Annotated in this window: 18 protein-coding genes; 11 read left to right on the forward strand and 7 right to left on the reverse strand. The window is 68.3% G+C overall.

The features are described from left to right. The first annotated feature begins 110 nt into the window (after positions 1-110). From typA to AC25YV_RS11445, 8 genes are all read left to right on the forward strand, one after another. The gene (gene typA / locus AC25YV_RS11410) at positions 111-2,024 is read left to right on the forward strand and encodes a translational GTPase TypA (RefSeq protein ID WP_488123961.1); all 1,914 of its coding nucleotides are present in this window, start codon (positions 111-113) and stop codon (positions 2,022-2,024) included. A gap of 36 nt (positions 2,025-2,060) precedes the next feature. Further along, positions 2,061-2,822, forward strand: a complete 762-nt coding sequence (locus AC25YV_RS11415; protein ID WP_488123962.1) for an AzlC family ABC transporter permease — start codon at positions 2,061-2,063, stop codon at positions 2,820-2,822. After that, positions 2,819-3,133 (forward strand): AzlD domain-containing protein, encoded by a 315-nt coding sequence (locus AC25YV_RS11420; RefSeq protein ID WP_488123963.1) that lies wholly within the window; start codon positions 2,819-2,821, stop codon positions 3,131-3,133. The genes AC25YV_RS11415 and AC25YV_RS11420 overlap by 4 nt, the downstream gene beginning before the upstream one ends. Positions 3,134-3,142: 9 nt before the next feature. Further along, entirely contained in the window at positions 3,143-3,538 is a 396-nt protein-coding gene (locus tag AC25YV_RS11425; RefSeq protein WP_488123964.1) for a histidinol dehydrogenase, read from the forward strand. Between the two features lie 10 nt (positions 3,539-3,548). Beyond that, the gene (gene fdxA / locus AC25YV_RS11430; protein WP_488123965.1) at positions 3,549-3,869 is read left to right on the forward strand and encodes a ferredoxin; all 321 of its coding nucleotides are present in this window, start codon (positions 3,549-3,551) and stop codon (positions 3,867-3,869) included. Between the two features lie 2 nt (positions 3,870-3,871). Continuing rightward, the gene (dapC, locus tag AC25YV_RS11435; protein WP_488123966.1) at positions 3,872-4,987 is read left to right on the forward strand and encodes a succinyldiaminopimelate transaminase; all 1,116 of its coding nucleotides are present in this window, start codon (positions 3,872-3,874) and stop codon (positions 4,985-4,987) included. A gap of 228 nt (positions 4,988-5,215) precedes the next feature. Then, entirely contained in the window at positions 5,216-6,514 is a 1,299-nt protein-coding gene (locus AC25YV_RS11440) for a citrate synthase (RefSeq protein ID WP_488123967.1), read from the forward strand. A gap of 83 nt (positions 6,515-6,597) precedes the next feature. Beyond that, positions 6,598-6,792 carry a hypothetical protein gene (locus tag AC25YV_RS11445; protein ID WP_488123968.1) on the forward strand — a complete coding sequence of 65 codons (195 nt, stop codon included), beginning with the start codon at positions 6,598-6,600 and terminating at the stop codon, positions 6,790-6,792. Between the two features lie 31 nt (positions 6,793-6,823). Here AC25YV_RS11445 and AC25YV_RS11450 read toward each other — a convergent pair whose 3' ends face one another. From AC25YV_RS11450 to dapD, 6 genes are all read right to left on the reverse strand, one after another. Continuing rightward, complete coding sequence (locus AC25YV_RS11450) at positions 6,824-7,897, reverse strand: YihY/virulence factor BrkB family protein (protein WP_488123969.1); 1,074 nt, start codon at positions 7,895-7,897, stop codon at positions 6,824-6,826. Positions 7,898-8,067: 170 nt separating this feature from the next. Beyond that, positions 8,068-8,643: a DUF3618 domain-containing protein gene (locus AC25YV_RS11455; protein ID WP_488123970.1), complete on the reverse strand. Its 576-nt coding sequence runs from the start codon at positions 8,641-8,643 to the stop codon at positions 8,068-8,070. Continuing rightward, the gene (locus AC25YV_RS11460) at positions 8,640-9,053 is read right to left on the reverse strand and encodes a phage holin family protein (RefSeq protein WP_488123971.1); all 414 of its coding nucleotides are present in this window, start codon (positions 9,051-9,053) and stop codon (positions 8,640-8,642) included. The genes AC25YV_RS11455 and AC25YV_RS11460 overlap by 4 nt, the downstream gene beginning before the upstream one ends. After that, positions 9,031-9,753 carry a hypothetical protein gene (locus AC25YV_RS11465; RefSeq protein ID WP_488123972.1) on the reverse strand — a complete coding sequence of 241 codons (723 nt, stop codon included), beginning with the start codon at positions 9,751-9,753 and terminating at the stop codon, positions 9,031-9,033. Before AC25YV_RS11465 ends, AC25YV_RS11460 begins: the two co-directional genes overlap by 23 nt. A gap of 132 nt (positions 9,754-9,885) precedes the next feature. Then, a complete protein-coding gene (gene ppk2 / locus AC25YV_RS11470) occupies positions 9,886-10,686 on the reverse strand; it encodes a polyphosphate kinase 2 (RefSeq protein WP_488123973.1) in 801 nt (266 codons plus the stop codon). 9 nt (positions 10,687-10,695) lie between these two features. After that, positions 10,696-11,652 carry a 2,3,4,5-tetrahydropyridine-2,6-dicarboxylate N-succinyltransferase gene (dapD, locus tag AC25YV_RS11475; protein WP_488123974.1) on the reverse strand — a complete coding sequence of 319 codons (957 nt, stop codon included), beginning with the start codon at positions 11,650-11,652 and terminating at the stop codon, positions 10,696-10,698. 71 nt (positions 11,653-11,723) lie between these two features. On the opposite strand from dapD, the gene dapE reads away from it, so the two are divergent. The 3 genes from dapE (at position 11,724) to AC25YV_RS11490 (ending at position 14,262) form a co-directional block, all read left to right on the forward strand. Further along, positions 11,724-12,794, forward strand: a complete 1,071-nt coding sequence (gene dapE / locus AC25YV_RS11480; RefSeq protein ID WP_488123975.1) for a succinyl-diaminopimelate desuccinylase — start codon at positions 11,724-11,726, stop codon at positions 12,792-12,794. After that, on the forward strand, positions 12,782-14,011 hold the full coding sequence (locus AC25YV_RS11485; protein WP_488123976.1) for a hypothetical protein: 1,230 nt from the start codon (positions 12,782-12,784) through the stop codon (positions 14,009-14,011). The genes dapE and AC25YV_RS11485 overlap by 13 nt, the downstream gene beginning before the upstream one ends. A gap of 77 nt (positions 14,012-14,088) precedes the next feature. Further along, on the forward strand, positions 14,089-14,262 hold the full coding sequence (locus tag AC25YV_RS11490; RefSeq protein WP_137845070.1) for a DUF3117 domain-containing protein: 174 nt from the start codon (positions 14,089-14,091) through the stop codon (positions 14,260-14,262). Positions 14,263-14,308: 46 nt separating this feature from the next. Here AC25YV_RS11490 and AC25YV_RS11495 read toward each other — a convergent pair whose 3' ends face one another. Next, positions 14,309-14,971 (reverse strand): O-methyltransferase, encoded by a 663-nt coding sequence (locus AC25YV_RS11495; protein ID WP_488123977.1) that lies wholly within the window; start codon positions 14,969-14,971, stop codon positions 14,309-14,311. Positions 14,972-15,043 lie beyond the last annotated feature (72 nt).

The following is a 15,043-nucleotide window of genomic DNA, read 5'->3' on the forward strand; positions in this document are numbered from 1 at the left end:
ACTCCGGGACGGGCACATACGGGATCTGTCCAGGCGTCTGCGATAAACTGGAACGTCGGACCCTCGAGTTTCGGCCTCTCCGCTTCCCAAACTTTGCAAGGATCCCCCTCATGGCGCGTGCCCTCCGTCCGGACCTCCGTAACGTGGCGATTGTCGCCCACGTCGACCACGGCAAGACCACGCTCGTCGACGCGATGCTGCGTCAGACCGGCTCGTTCGGCTCACACGAGCACCTCGAAGAGCGCGCGATGGACTCGAACGACCTCGAGCGCGAAAAGGGCATCACGATCCTCGCCAAGAACACGGCAATCACCTACACGGGTGTCCACAGCGACGTCCCCGTCACGATCAACGTGATCGACACGCCCGGCCACGCCGACTTCGGCGGCGAGGTCGAGCGCGGCCTGTCGATGGTCGACGGCGTCGTGCTGCTCGTCGATTCGAGTGAAGGGCCGCTGCCGCAGACGCGCTTCGTGCTGCGCAAGGCCCTCGAGTCGAAGCTTCCCGTCATCCTGCTCGTCAACAAGACCGACCGCCCCGATGCGCGCATCGCCGAGGTGGAAGAAGAAGCGCACGATCTGCTGCTCGGTCTCGCGTCGGACCTCGTCGACGACGTGCCCGACCTCGACGTCGACGCGCTGCTGGACGTGCCCGTCGTCTACGCCTCCGGTCGCGCAGGCGCTGCCTCGCTCAACCGTCCCGAGAACGGCGAGCTGCCTGACAACGCAGACCTCGAGCCGCTCTTCGGTGCGATCCTCGAGCACGTGCCGGCCCCGTCGTACGACGACGAGGCGCCCCTGCAGGCGTGGGTCACGAACCTCGACTCCAATCCCTTCCTCGGCCGTCTCGCGCTGCTGCGCGTCTTCAACGGCACGCTGAAGAAGGGCCAGACGGTCGCGTGGGTCCGTCACGACGGAACACAGTCGAACGCCCGCATCACGGAGCTGCTGAAGACCCGCGCTCTCGATCGCTACCCCGCTGAGTCCGCCGGCCCCGGCGACATCGTCGCGATCGCCGGCATCGAAGAGATCACGATCGGCGAGACGATCGCCGACCCCGAAGACGTCCGGCCGCTGCCGGCGATCACGGTGGATGATCCCGCGATCTCGATGACGATCGGCACGAACACCTCGCCGCTGGTCGGCAAGGTCAAGGGCCACAAGCTCACGGCGCGCATGGTGAAGGACCGCCTCGACCGCGAACTCATCGGAAACGTCTCGCTCAAGGTGGTCGACATCGGTCGCCCCGACGCGTGGGAGGTGCAGGGCCGCGGTGAGCTGGCTCTCGCGATCCTCGTCGAGAACATGCGCCGCGAAGGATTCGAGCTCACTGTCGGCAAGCCCCAGGTCGTCACGCGCCGCGGCGAGGACGGCAAGGTGAAGGAGCCGTTCGAGCACCTGACGATCGATGCCCCCGAGGAGTACCTCGGTTCGATCACGCAGCTGCTGGCGGCCCGCAAGGGACGCATGGAGACCATGACGAACCACGGCACCGGCTGGGTGCGCATGGAGTTCGTCGTGCCCTCGCGCGGCCTCATCGGCTTCCGCACCGAGTTCATGTCCACGACGCGTGGCACGGGAATCGCGAACGCGATCTCGCACGGCTACGACGACTGGGCAGGCCATATCCAGGCGCGTCAGAACGGCTCGATCGTCGCTGACCGCGCGGGCGTGGCGACGCCGTTCGCCATGATCGCTCTGCAGGAGCGCATGAGCTTCTTCGTGCAGCCCACCGAAGAGGTCTACGAAGGCATGGTCGTGGGAGAGAACTCCCGCGCCGATGACATGGACGTCAACATCACGAAGGAGAAGAAGCTCACCAACATGCGCGCTTCGACTTCGGACACGTTCGAGTCGATGACGCCGCCGCGTCAGCTCTCGCTCGAAGAGAGCCTCGAGTTCGCACGCGACGACGAATGCGTCGAGGTGACGCCCGAGAAGGTGCGCATCCGCAAGGTGATCCTGAGCCAGACCGAGCGTGGTCGCGCGACGTCGCGTCTCAAGCGCCAAGACGCCAACGTGTGACGCAGTCCCGCGGCTGAGCCTGGGTAGGCTCATCGAGTGACGCTCGATCCCGCCTTCGATGACGCGCACGAGCCCGGTGAGGCGCGTCGTGCCGCCCGCGAGGGGATCGGCGTCGCGCTCGCGACGAGCGCGTACGGAATCTCGTTCGGCGCGCTCGCCGTCGCCTCGGGGCTGGACGTCTGGCAGACCTGCGTCCTGAGTCTGCTCATGTTCACGGGTGGGTCCCAGTTCGCGTTCGTGGGCGTCGTCGGCGCCGGGGGACTGGCGGCGGCGCCGGCGGCGATCGCCTCGGCATCGCTCCTCGGCGTCCGCAACGTCGCCTACGGCATCCGGATGTCGCATGTGATCGGCGCCGGGTTCTTCACGCGCGCTGCCGCGGCGCACTTCACGATCGACGAGTCGACGGCGGTCTCGCTCGCCCAGCGCACACGGCACGCCCGCAGGGTGGGCTTCTGGGTCACCGGAATCGGCATCTACATCGGCTGGAACCTGTCGACCCTCGCGGGAGCGCTGCTGGGCGACGTGCTGGGCGATCCCAAGGCCTACGGACTGGATGCCGCGGCGGCAGCCGCCTTCCTCGCGCTGCTGTGGCCGCGGCTCACGCGTCGGCAGCCGATCGCCGTCGGTATCGCAGCGGCCGTCGTCGCGACGATCCTCACGCCCGTGCTCATGCCGGGCCTGCCGGTGATCGTCGCGGCGCTCGTCGCGATCGTCGTCGGCTGGTTCAACTGGCTCGACAGTCCGTCGGCGGGCCCGTCGACGGGTGAGGACGTGCCGGAGCGGGAGGGTCTGCCATGACGATGTGGACTGCCGTCCTGGTCGCGGCCATCGTGTGCGTCGCGCTGAAGACGCTCGGGTATCTCGTGCCCCCGCGCTGGCTCGAGGCGCCGCGCCCCGCGCGCACGGCCGACCTGCTCACCGTCGCGCTGCTGGCGGCACTCGTCGCGGTGCAGACGTTCGGCGTGGGGCAGGGCATCATCCTCGATGCCCGCGTTCCCGCCGTGCTCGTCGCGGCAGGCTTGCTCATGCTGCGCGCGCCGTTCCTCGTCGTCGTCGTGGCTGCGGCGGTCGTCGCCGCGCTCATGCGGCTGTGGGGCTGGGCGGCGTAGGCTGACGCGGTGGGTTACTCGTGGACGCGCGTCAGCACGTGGATCGTCGCGCTGGTCGTCGGCGCCGTATACGGTCTGGCGGGCACGATCGCGCACGCGTACACGCTCGTCGGTCTGCCCCTCGGCCTCGTCCTCGCGCTGGTCGGCTGCACGGCGCTCGTGGTCGCCGTGCGTCTGCTGACGGGGGACCGGTGGACGGCTCTCGCGACCGGCCTGGGCATGACGATCGCGAGTCTCGTCTTCTCGGGACGCGGTCCCGGCGGTTCGGTCATCGTGCCCGAATCGACGCTGGGCACGGTGTGGACGCTCGCCCTGCCGGTCATCGTGGCGCTCGTGATCGCGTGGCCGTCGCCCGTCGCGACGACAGCCCCCGTGAGGGACCGAGGCGCTCCCGAGGCGAACTAGACTGGAGGGCGTGACGTATGTGATCGCCCTTCCCTGCGTGGACCTCAAGGACCGTGCCTGCATCGACGAATGCCCGGTCGACTGCATCTATGAGGGCGATCGGATGCTCTACATCCACCCCGACGAATGCGTCGACTGCGGCGCATGCGAGCCGGTCTGCCCCGTCGAGGCGATCTACTACGAAGATGACCTGCCCGCTGAGTGGCAGGACTACTACAAGGCCAACGTCGAGTTCTTCGACGACGTGGGTTCCCCGGGAGGCGCCGCCAAGACCGGCGTGATCCCCAAGGACCACCCCGTCGTGGCTGCTCTTCCTCCGCAGGAGCATTGAGCATGGGGGTCGCCGACCTCGCCGACTATCCGTGGGACGCCGTCCTGCCTTACGCAGAGCGGGCGCGCGCCCATCCGGACGGGATCGTCGACCTGTCGATCGGTTCGCCCGTCGATGCGACTCCCGCCGTCGTCGCCGAAGCCCTCGCATCCGCGACGGACGCGCACAGCTATCCGCAGACGATGGGCACCCCGAAGCTCCGGGCCGCGATCGCGCAGTGGTACGAGCGGCGCCGCGGCGTATCGGGCCTGACGCCCGGGAACGTGCTCCCGACGGTCGGCTCGAAAGAGCTCGTCGCTCTGCTGCCGCTGCTCCTCGATCTCGGAGCCGGCGACATCGTCGTGCACCCGACGGCGGCGTATCCGACCTACGAGGTGGGCGCGCGCCTCGCGGGTGCGACACACTTCGCCTCGGACGACCCGTCGCAGTGGCCCGAGAAGACGCGGCTCGTGTGGATCAACTCACCGGGCAACCCTGACGGACGCGTGCTCGACGTCGACGCGCTGCGCGCTGCCGTGCACCGTGCGCGTGAGCTCGGCGCGGTCCTCGCGTCGGACGAGTGCTATGCCGAGCTCGGGTGGGACGCGCCGTGGGATCACGAGCGCATTCCTTCGGCGCTGGATCCGCGCGTCACGGGCGGCGATCTGAGCGGCATCGTCGCGGCATACTCGCTCAGCAAGCAATCGAACCTCGCGGGGTACCGGGCCGCGTTCCTCGCGGGTGACCCCGCTCTCATCGCGCGACTGCTCACGGGGCGCAAGCACCTGGGTCTGATGCTTCCCGCTCCCGTTCAGCGCGCCATGACGGCGGCGCTGGACGACGATGAGCACGTCGCAGTGCAGAAGGAGCGCTACCGCGCTCGGCGCGACGTGCTGCGCCCCGCCGTGGAGGCTGCGGGTTTCCGGGTCGATCGCAGCGAGGCGGGCCTGTACCTGTGGGCGACCGAAGGCCGTGACGCGTGGCAGAGCATGGACCGCCTTGCCGTCCTCGGGATCCTCGCCGGCCCCGGGCACTTCTACGGGGAGCACCATCCGCAGCACGTCCGGCTCTCGCTCACGGCGACCGACGAGCGCATCGCCGCCGCCGCCGAGCGACTGCGCCGCGCCTCCGCATCCTGACAGGCCGCCCGCCACGGTTCTGAAGGATCGGGCAGCAGGAGGAATCCTCCACCGGATTCGGCATACCTTTGGCGGTGTCCGAAGCTGTGCGCCACGCCCATTAGGCTGTAACGGCGCAGAGGCGTGGCATCCCTCGCCCTTGCAGCAGTCCGACGGCGGCGGCCTTGACCGGCCGGCGCCCGTGCGGACAGCATCACCGCACACCCAAGAACATCGCGAGGAGGCGGCGTGAGCGACGCGAGCACCCAGCAGGACAAGGCCACCCTCACGGTTGGGGATCGCACGGCGGAATTGCCCGTGCTGCACGGGACGGATGGCGCTCCTGTCATCGACGTCTCGACGCTCACCCGCCAGACCGGCCACACGGCGCTGGACTACGGCTTCGTCAACACGGCGGCCACCAAGTCGGCCATCACCTTCATCGACGGCGATCAGGGCATCCTGCGTTACCGCGGGTATCCCATCGAGCAGCTCGCGAAGAACAGCACGTACCTCGAGGTGGCCTGGCTGCTCACGTACGGCGAGCTGCCTACCGCGAGCGAGCTCTCCGACTTCGACGGCCGCATCCGTCGGCACACCCTGCTGCACGAAGACCTCAAGCGCTTCTTCTCGGCGCTGCCGCACACGGCGCACCCCATGTCGGTGCTGTCTTCAGCCGTCTCGGCTCTGTCGACCTACTACGAGCACGAGTCCGACCCGCACAACCCCGAGCACGTCGAGCTCAACACCGTGCGTATGCTGGCCAAGCTGCCCGTCATCGCGGCGTATGCGCACAAGAAGAGCATCGGACAGGCGTTCCTGTACCCCGACAACTCGCTGAGCTTCGTCGACAACTTCCTCAAGCTGAACTTCGGTGTGCTGAGCGAGGAGTACGAGGTCAACCCGGTCATGTCGCGCGCGCTCGAGCGTCTGCTGATCCTGCACGAAGACCACGAGCAGAATGCCTCCACCTCGACCGTGCGTCTGGTGGGCTCGACCGGGGCGAACCAGTTCTCGTCGATCTCGGCGGGCATCAACGCCCTCTACGGCCCACTGCACGGCGGCGCGAACGAGGCGGTGCTCGACATGCTCGCCCGCATCCGCGATTCGGGTGAGAGCGTGCAGCGTTTCGTCGAGCGGGTCAAGAACAAGGAAGACGGCGTCAAGCTCATGGGCTTCGGACACCGTGTCTACAAGAACTACGACCCGCGCGCGAAGCTCGTTAAGGAATCGGCAGACGAGGTGCTGCGTGAGCTCGGCGTGCACGACCCGCTGCTGGATCTCGCGAAAGAGCTCGAGGAGATCGCTCTCAACGACAGCTACTTCCAGGACCGCCGGCTCTACCCCAACGTCGACTTCTACACGGGTGTCATCTACAAGGCGATGGGGTTCCCCACGCGAATGTTCACCGTGCTGTTCGCGATCGGGCGGCTGCCGGGATGGCTCGCGCAGTGGCGTGAGTCGATCAACGACCCGCAGAGCAAGATCGGTCGCCCGCAGCAGCTGTACATCGGCGCCGGCGAGCGCAACTACCCCGGCGTCGGCTGACGCTCGAGCAGCGTTTCGTCAACCCCTTCGCGCGGCGGCGTCGTCGTGTCAGGCTCTTCTCACGCACGACGGAGGAGGACCCCATGAACGACGACCGTGAGACCCGCGCGAACGACGACGCCCTCGAGAACGCTTCTGAGCTGGAAGACGACCGAGCCGAGCCGAAAGTCGGCGGCCTCGGCAAGGACAGCACGATCCCCGCGGACCCGGACGGCGTCGCCGCCGGCTTCACCGGGGTGGAATCGACCTTCGAGCCCGAAGAGGACGAGCAGGCCTGACGCTCGGCCAGAGCGCCGGTGCTGACACGCGTCAGCGCAGGCGCTCTTCGTCGGAGGCATGCTGCTCGCGGATGCGCCGTCCCTCCTCGATGTCCTTCTCTTCGGCCTTCGCCGCCTTCTCGATCTTGGTCGTGTCCCGGGGTGGGAGCTGGATTTCCTCTTCTGCCGCGATACCCGCCTGGAGCTGACGGCCCCGCTCGATCTCGGCATCGAACTCAGCGCCGAGCAGAAGCGCCATATTCGCGATCCACAGCCACAGCAGGAAGATGATGATGCCTGCAAACGAGCCGTACGTGCGTTCGTAGTTTCCGAAGTTCGAGACGTAGAACCCGAACCCTGCCGTCGCTATCGCCAGGACAGCGATCGCAACGAGCGCCCCGATGCTGATCCATCGGAATTTCGGCTGCTTCGCGTTGGGGGTGAAGTAGTACAGCACGGCGAGGATCAGCACCACGATGAAGGCCAGGACGGGCCACTTGGCGATCTGCCACACGGTCACGACCCCTTCGCCGACGCCGAGGGCCTGTCCCAGCGCCTCGGCAACCGGGCCGGAGACCACGAGCAGCAGTGTCGCCGCGGTTATGAGGACGACGGCGATGATCGTCACCATGAGCTGGACGGGCTTGAGCCTCCAGAAGGGCCGACCCTCTTCGATCTCGTAGATCCTGTTCATTGCCCGGCTGAAGGCCCCGACGTAACCCGACGCAGACCAGATCGCCAGGACGATACCGGTGACGAGAGCGAAGCCCACCGCCGGCGACCCGGCGAGCTGCTCGATCGGCCCCCGCAGCACCGCGGCGGCGTCGCCTGGCGCGACATCGTCGACGATTCCGAGGATCGCGTCTGTCGCCGCCTGGCTCTGACCGAGGATGCCCAGGAGCGAGAAGACGGCGAGCAGGCCCGGGAAGATCGAGAGTACGGCGAAGTATGTGAGCGCGGCCGCGAGGTCGGTGCAGTGATCGGCGGAGAACTCGCGCACCACCTTCTTCACGACGTAGGTCCAGGATCGTTTGGTGATGTCGGTCACCGAGTCCGGTTTGGCCGGGTGCTCCGGGTCGGGTGCGGTGAGGTCGTCGCGCTTTTCGGAACGGGCTTCGCGTGCCATGGAAACTCCTCTAGAGGCGTGGGGGGGGGGGGGGGGGGCACAAACCCACGGTAAAAAACGCAGAAGATAAGAAAGGTTTTCATGGACCCCCTGTTGACGCCTACACACCATCTACCCNCCTCTAGAGGCGTGGCGGCGGGGCTGTGCCCCGCCGCCACGCGGCGAACGGCTCAGCTGTCAGAGATGTTCTGACGCGCCTCCTGGGTGCGCCCGACCACGTCGTCCTTGGCCGTCTCGGCCTCGGACGTCACGTTGGACACGGCCTCCGAGACAGTGTCCTTCAGTGACGCCGCAGCCTCCTGAGCGGGTTCCTTGAGGTGCTCGCCCATCTCTTTCGCAGCATCCGTGACGGTATCCACGAGCGGCTGCGCCTGGTCCTTCACCGTGGTCGCGACGTCTTTCTCGCGCGGGGTCGTCGGCAGCAGGGATGCCGCCAGCAGGCCGACGCCGAAGGCGATGAGGCCGACGGCCAGGGGGTTTCCCTCGGCCTTCGCGGCGACGCGACGCCCCCTGTCCGAGAGGGCATCGGCAGCGGATGAGCCGGCTCCGTGCAAGGACGAGCCGGCATCGTCGGCCGCGCCCATGACACGCTCCCGCACCGACGAGAAGGCCTTCTTCACCTTGTCGGTCTGGCGGTCCATGATCTTCGACGGCGTCACCTTGTCGGCGAGCGCGTCGACGTCTCCGCTCAGTTCGGTGCGCGTGCGCTCGATGCCTGCGCGGATCTGGTCAGGTGTGTCACTCATCGGTTCTCCTCATTTCTCTTCAAGGCGTCGGGGATCTGCTTCAGGCTGTCGACCGTCTGCGGAACTCCCTTCGCCTCTTTCATCTGCTTTCGTCCCACGAGGAACAGGATCAGGGCGATGACGCCCCACAGGGCGGCCACGATGACGCCGGACCAGCCCCCGCCGACCAGTGTCCCGAGCGCCCACCACAGGGCGAGCGACAGGAAGAAGACCGCCATGAGCGCCGCGTATCCGGCACCGCCCAGGAGCCCCGCACCCTTCGCGCTGTGGGTCACGGTCTCTTTGATCTCGGCCTTGGCCAGCTCCAGCTCCTGCCGCATGAGGGTGGATATGTCTTGGGTGACCTCGCTGATCAGATCCCCGAGCGACGTCGTTGCGGCCTTCTCCTCAGAAGGAGTTGCGTCGGTCATCAGTCACTCCTCCCTCGCCGACTCCGGCCCGCGGCATCCCGCTGCCGGGCAGCGTGTCGTCGTAGACCGGTGTGCGCTCGGCGACCGGCTGAGCACGGGGCGCGGGTGGCGGCGTGGCGGGTGCCACCGGCATCGAAGGCGCTGGTGACCCCGATCCCGAGTCGGCGCTCTGCTCGTCCTTGGCATTCTCGGCGAGCGCCCGGGTGAGCCGGCCGACCAGCACACCGGCGATCGCGGCGCCCGCGATGAAGACGCCGGGCCGCCGACGCGCGAATGCCTTGACGTCCTGCAGCAGTGAGTCCGGATCGCGGTCGCCGATCCACGACGCGGCGCTCGTGAGCCGAGCGGATGCCGCCTGCACGAGGTCGGATGCGAGACCCGGCGACTCCGCGCTCCGCGCCATCGACCCGAGCTCGTCCCCGACGGTGTGCAGTTCCTCGGACAGTCGCGTCTGCTGCGCGGCCACCTGATCCTTCAGTTCGTGCTGCGTCTGGGCGAACAGGTCCTTCGCGTGTGACGTGGCTTCGTGGGCGACGTGACCCGCTTCGGACTTCACGGTATCCACGACGTGTCCCGCGCCCTCGCCGGCTGTGCGGGCGACGTCGGCCGCTTCGTGCTTCGCCGTCTCGACGCTCCCCGACGAGGCGTCCGCTCCGGCACCCGATCCTGCCGCGGCGCCCTGTCCATAACTTTCTGACATGGTTCTTCCTCTCGACTTCCGGCGATGAACCGGTGCGTACTGGTGTACGCCGAGGAGGAGAGGAATGCGGATGGGGTTGTCAAACGCTCCGTGCTGTGGGACAACGCGCGAGCGCGCGAGGAAGTCGAGGTATCAGCGCCGCGTGAGTGTCGCGGCGTAGTCGGGAACGAGGTTGTCCTCATCGCGCGGCGGTCGCTCATAGCCGCCCGGCGCGGGTCGCTCGGGGATCTCGATCGGATCGCGCTCGATGACCTCGTAGGGGATCTGCGACAGCAGGTGGTGGATCATGTTGATCCGTCCGCGCCGCTTGTCTTCGTTGTCGACCTCGAACCAGGGCGCTTCGGGAATGTCGGTGTGCACGAACATCGTGTCCTTCGCGCGGGAGTAGTCCTCCCACTTGGTGATGGACAGCACGTCGTTCGGGCTCAGCTTCCACCGGCGCATGGGGTCTTCGTTGCGGGAGCGGAACCGTCTCTCCTGCTCGACGTCCGAGACGCTGAACCAGTACTTGAGCAGCAGGATGCCCTCTTCGACCAGCATGCGTTCGAAGATCGGTGCCTGGTGCAGGAAGCGGTGGTACTGCGCGTTGGTGCAGTACCCCATGACGTGCTCGACACCGGCGCGGTTGTACCAGGAGCGGTCCATCAGGACGATCTCGCCGGCGGCGGGCAGGTGCGGGACGTAACGCTGGAAGTACCACTGCGACTTCTCGCGCTCGGTCGGAGCGGGCAGCGCGGCGATGCGCGTCACACGGGGATTGAGGTACTCGGAAATGCGCTTGATGGTCGAGCCTTTACCCGCGGCATCCCGGCCCTCGAAGATCACCACGACGCGTGCCCCCGTCGCCTGGACCCAGGCCTGCATGTCGACGAGCTGTGCCTGCAGGCGTCGCAGCTCGTCTTCGTACGTCTTCTTCGGCAGGCGCTGCGTCATGCCCGCATCCTACGCGTGCAGAGCCTCGTTCAGGGTGACGCCGACGCCGGACCGACGCACGGCCTCGACCCCGCCCGTGAGCGAATTCCGGCGGAAGAGCAGGCCGTCCTGGCCCGACAGCTCGGCCGCCTTCACAACGGGGCGGGAGTTGTCGTGGCGGGGCGGACCGTCGGCCAGGATCACCTTGGATCCCGCCGTCACGTACAGGCCCGCCTCGACGATGCAGTCGTCTCCGAGCGAGATGCCGATGCCGGCGTTGGCGCCGAGAAGCGTCCGCGCGCCGATCGACACCTTGTGCGAACCGCCGCCCGAGAGGGTTCCCATGATGGATGCGCCGCCGCCGATGTCGCTGCCGTCGCCGACGACGACCCCCTGCGAGATGCGCCCCTCGACCATGGATGCACCGAGGGTGCCGGCGTTGAAGTTCACGAAGCCTTCGTGCATGACGGTCGTTCCGGGGGAGAGGTGCGCGCCCAGGCGCACGCGGCTCGCGTCGCCGATGCGCACGCCGGGGGGAGTGACGTAGTCCAGCAGACGGGGGAACTTGTCGAGCGACTGCACCTGCACGCCGTCGCGCATGAGGAGCGGGCGCAGCCGCGTCAGGTCATCGGGGTGCACGGGGCCGGCATTGGTCCAGGCGACGTTGGGAAGATGCCCGAAGACGCCGTCGAGGTTGACGTCGTTGGGGCGTACGAGCCGGTGCGACAGGGCGTGCAGGCGCAGATAGGCGTCGGAGGTCGACACGGGCGGCGTGTCGAGGTCGATCTCGAGCGCGACGACATCGACGGTCACCGCCCGCCGCGGGTCGGGCACAGCGAGCCGCTCGAGCTCCTGCGGGGGCATCGCGGGGTTGTAGCCCAGCGGCAGGCGTCCCGCCGCGGGCGAAGGGAACCACGTGTCCAGGACCGTGCCGTTCTCAGCCGTCGTCGCGAGGCCCAGACCCCATACCCATCGCTCGTCACTCATGCCTCCACCGTATCGGGGCGGAGGGCACCGTCCGAGCGGGGAGCACGCGGCATCCGTCATAGGATCGGGGGATGCCGGCGCTCGACCTCACCGCGACCTCGATCGACCTCACCCGCACGATCTGCGACATCCCGAGCGTCTCGGACGACGAGACCGTTCTCGCTGACGCGATCCACGAAGCGGTCATCGCCCTGCCGCACGTCGAGGTACACCGCGACGGCGACACGATCGTCGCCCGCACGAATCGAGGGCGCGCGCAGCGCGTCGTGATCGCGGGGCACATCGACACCGTGCCGCTCAACGACAACCTGCCCACGCGCGACATCGTGATCGACGGTGAGGCCCACCTGTGGGGGCGCGGCACGGTCGACATGAAGGCCGGCGTCGCCGTGCAGCTCAAGCTCGCCCACGACCTCGCCGATCCGCGGGTCGACATCACGTGGATGTGGTACGACCACGAAGAGGTCGACGCCGACCTCAACGGCCTGACGCGTCTCGCCGCGACCCGGCCCGACCTGTTCGCGGCCGACTTCGCGATCCTCGGCGAACCGTCGAACGGGCAGGTCGAGGGCGGCTGCAACGGCAACCTGCGCGCCATCGTGCGCACCGATGGCGTGCGGGCCCACAGTGCCCGGGCATGGATCGGCGAGAACGCCATCCACAAGGCTGCTCCCATCCTCGCGCGCCTCGCCGACTACCGTCCGCGCGAGGTCGCCGTCGAGGGTCTCGAATACCGCGAGGGTCTCAACGCCGTGCGCATCCGCGGCGGCATCGCGGGCAACGTGATCCCGGATGCGTGCGAGGTCGAGGTCAACTACCGCTTCGCTCCGAGCCGCGATGTCGTCGAGGCCGAGCAGCACGTGCGCGACGTCTTCAGCGGGTTCGACCTCGAGGTCGTCGACCTCGCCGCCGGCGCGCGCCCCGGCCTGGACGCGCCGCTCGCGCAGGAGTTCCTGACGGCAGTCGGCGCCGAGCCCCGACCCAAGTACGGCTGGACCGACGTCGCCCGCTTCTCGGCGATGGGCGTGCCCGCGGTCAACTACGGTCCCGGCGACCCCCACCTCGCCCACCACGACGAGGAGCGGGTGCCGCTCGCGCAGATCATCGAGGTCGAACGCGGGCTGCGGACGTGGCTGACCTGACACCGACAACGACCCGGCGCGCCGCCGAGGCCTGGCGCACCCTGCCGACGGCGGCGCAGATCGGGATCGTCTACGTCGTCGCGAGGCTCATCACGACGGGCTTCTTCGTGCTCGCGGCATCCCTGTCCGGCCCCGGGTCGCGCTACGGCCCGAACCCGCCGCTCAGCTCCTTCGTGCTGGGCTGGGATGCGCAGTGGTACTGGCTCGTCGCGACGCAGGGCTACCCGAGCGAACTGCCCGTCACCGACGCGGGCGACGTCGGTGAGAACGCGTGGGCGTTCATGCCGGTCTACGCCTTTCTCTCACGCATCGTGGGACTGCCGCTGGGGTCGTGGGGCGCGGGCGCCGTCCTCATCTCGCTCATCGCGGGGTATTTCGCCTGCCTCGCGCTTCACGGCCTGCTCCGGCGACGGCTGGGTGCATCGGCGAGCATGTGGGCCGTCGTGTTCTTCGCCTGCGGACCGCTCGCGGCGCTGTTCCAGGTCGGGTACGCCGAGTCTCTCTTCCTGCTGTGGCTCTTCCTGGCGCTGCGCTGCGTGCAGGAGCGCCGGTATGCGTGGCTCTACCTGCTCATCCCGCTGATGGGCTACACGCGCCCCGGCATCCTCGCCTTCGCGCTGCTGCTCGGACTGCACGGCATCCACCGCTGGTTCATCCGCCGCCGTGAGGCGCTGCCCGTATCGCACATCGTGCATATCATCGCGACCGGCCTGCTCGCTGTCGTCGTGGGCTTCTCCTGGCAGGTGCTCGCCGGCATCGTGACGGGTGACCCGGGGGCGTATCTCGCGACGGAGCTCGCGTGGCGGCGCAACTGGATCGCCGACGCCGACGCGCACTTCGTTCCGCTGGACGGATTCGTGCAGGCCGCGGGCTTCTGGTTCGAGGTGTGGGGGGCGGGCGCGATCGCCGGCTACATCGCCCTCGGGGTCGCGATCGCGGGGATCGCGGCGCTGCTGCTGTTCGAGCCGCACATCAAGCGGCTCGGCCCGGATCTGCGGTTCTGGTCGGCCAGCTACCTCGTCTACCTGCTCCTGGTGTTCTTTCCCCAGTCGAGCATCTTCCGGCTGCTCGTGCCGCTCTCGCCCTTGTGGGGCGCCGCGGCGCTTCCTCGTTCGCCCTGGTGGCGCGGAGGAGTGCTCGTGGCGTGCCTCGTCGGCCAGTGGTGGTGGATCTACAACATGTACGCGCTCGGGAACACGTTCTGGCAGATTCCATGACGCGCGAATCCGCCACGCGGAGCACTTGCCGTGTCTTCGGTAAACTTGCCGGGCAGACCTGAGGAAAAGGAGCCGCTATGGCAGCCATGAAGCCGAGAACCGGAGACGGGCCGATGGAGGCCGTCAAGGAAGGCCGACTCATCATTGTTCGGGTTCCGCTCGAAGGAGGCGGACGCCTCGTCGTGTCCGTGAACGACGCCGAGGCGAAGGAGCTCTACGGCGTCCTCGGCGGAGTTGTGAACCCCGCCTGATCCGCAGAGGCGAAACGGACGGCCGGTCTTCGGGCCGGCCGTTCCGTCATCTCCGGATGCCGCGTCCCGAGGTGTCCTCGGTCGGCAGGGTCGTCAGCTGCAGCAGCCCTTCGCCCGCAATCGCGAGCGCACCGATGACGGCGGGGGAGGACTGCGTCTCCTGGATGAGTGAGCGGTATGCGGCGGTGACCGGGTCGCGGCGCACGGGGTCGGCGACGGCGCCCCCGTTCAGGACACGCGGGACGAGAACGAGGCCGCCCGTGCGCACGAGGCGCAGGCCATGCTCGACGTACTCGATGACGCCCTCGGGGTCGGCGTCGACGAGCACGATGTCGTAGGACGCTTCGTTCATGCGGGGGAGGACGTCCGCCGCACGGCCGGTGATGAAGCGTGCGCGCGCGGCGGGCACGCGCGCCTCTGCGAACGCCTGTCGTGCGACACCCAGGTGCTCGGGTTCGTTGTCGATCGTGGTGAGCGTCGCGCGGGGCGAGCCGTGCAGCAGCCAGAGGCCCGAGACGCCGGCGCCCGTGCCGATCTCGACGATGTTGAGTGCTTGCGAAGCCGCGGCGAGCACGGCGCACTGCGCGCCGACGGCCGCACTGATCGGCTCGGCACCCAGTTCGAGAGCGTGCTGACGCGCGCGGGCGATGTGGTCGGGTTCGATCGTCACCTCGGCGACGAATCGCTGATTCGCGTCGTATTCGCGCATTCTGGCTTCCTCCGCGCTCAGCCTACGTGTCGCCCGGACGCCCGCACGCCAGGCGCGACGGTAACCTTCTTT

The sequence above is a fragment of the Microbacterium sp. Y832 genome (assembly GCF_057669765.1).

What these genes read in the sequence shown, in the direction of transcription:
- typA (WP_488123961.1), top strand. Translation starts at nt 111, where the DNA reads ATGGCGCGTGCCCTCCGTCCGGACCTCCGTAACGTGGCGATTGTCGCC.
- AC25YV_RS11420 (WP_488123963.1), top strand. Translation starts at nt 2,819, where the DNA reads ATGACGATGTGGACTGCCGTCCTGGTCGCGGCCATCGTGTGCGTCGCG.
- dapC (WP_488123966.1), top strand. Translation starts at nt 3,872, where the DNA reads ATGGGGGTCGCCGACCTCGCCGACTATCCGTGGGACGCCGTCCTGCCT.
- AC25YV_RS11445 (WP_488123968.1), top strand. Translation starts at nt 6,598, where the DNA reads ATGAACGACGACCGTGAGACCCGCGCGAACGACGACGCCCTCGAGAAC.
- AC25YV_RS11450 (WP_488123969.1), bottom strand. Translation starts at nt 7,897, where the DNA reads ATGGCACGCGAAGCCCGTTCCGAAAAGCGCGACGACCTCACCGCACCC.
- AC25YV_RS11455 (WP_488123970.1), bottom strand. Translation starts at nt 8,643, where the DNA reads ATGAGTGACACACCTGACCAGATCCGCGCAGGCATCGAGCGCACGCGC.
- AC25YV_RS11460 (WP_488123971.1), bottom strand. Translation starts at nt 9,053, where the DNA reads ATGACCGACGCAACTCCTTCTGAGGAGAAGGCCGCAACGACGTCGCTC.
- AC25YV_RS11465 (WP_488123972.1), bottom strand. Translation starts at nt 9,753, where the DNA reads ATGTCAGAAAGTTATGGACAGGGCGCCGCGGCAGGATCGGGTGCCGGA.
- ppk2 (WP_488123973.1), bottom strand. Translation starts at nt 10,686, where the DNA reads ATGACGCAGCGCCTGCCGAAGAAGACGTACGAAGACGAGCTGCGACGC.
- dapD (WP_488123974.1), bottom strand. Translation starts at nt 11,652, where the DNA reads ATGAGTGACGAGCGATGGGTATGGGGTCTGGGCCTCGCGACGACGGCT.
- dapE (WP_488123975.1), top strand. Translation starts at nt 11,724, where the DNA reads ATGCCGGCGCTCGACCTCACCGCGACCTCGATCGACCTCACCCGCACG.
- AC25YV_RS11490 (WP_137845070.1), top strand. Translation starts at nt 14,089, where the DNA reads ATGGCAGCCATGAAGCCGAGAACCGGAGACGGGCCGATGGAGGCCGTC.
- AC25YV_RS11495 (WP_488123977.1), bottom strand. Translation starts at nt 14,971, where the DNA reads ATGCGCGAATACGACGCGAATCAGCGATTCGTCGCCGAGGTGACGATC.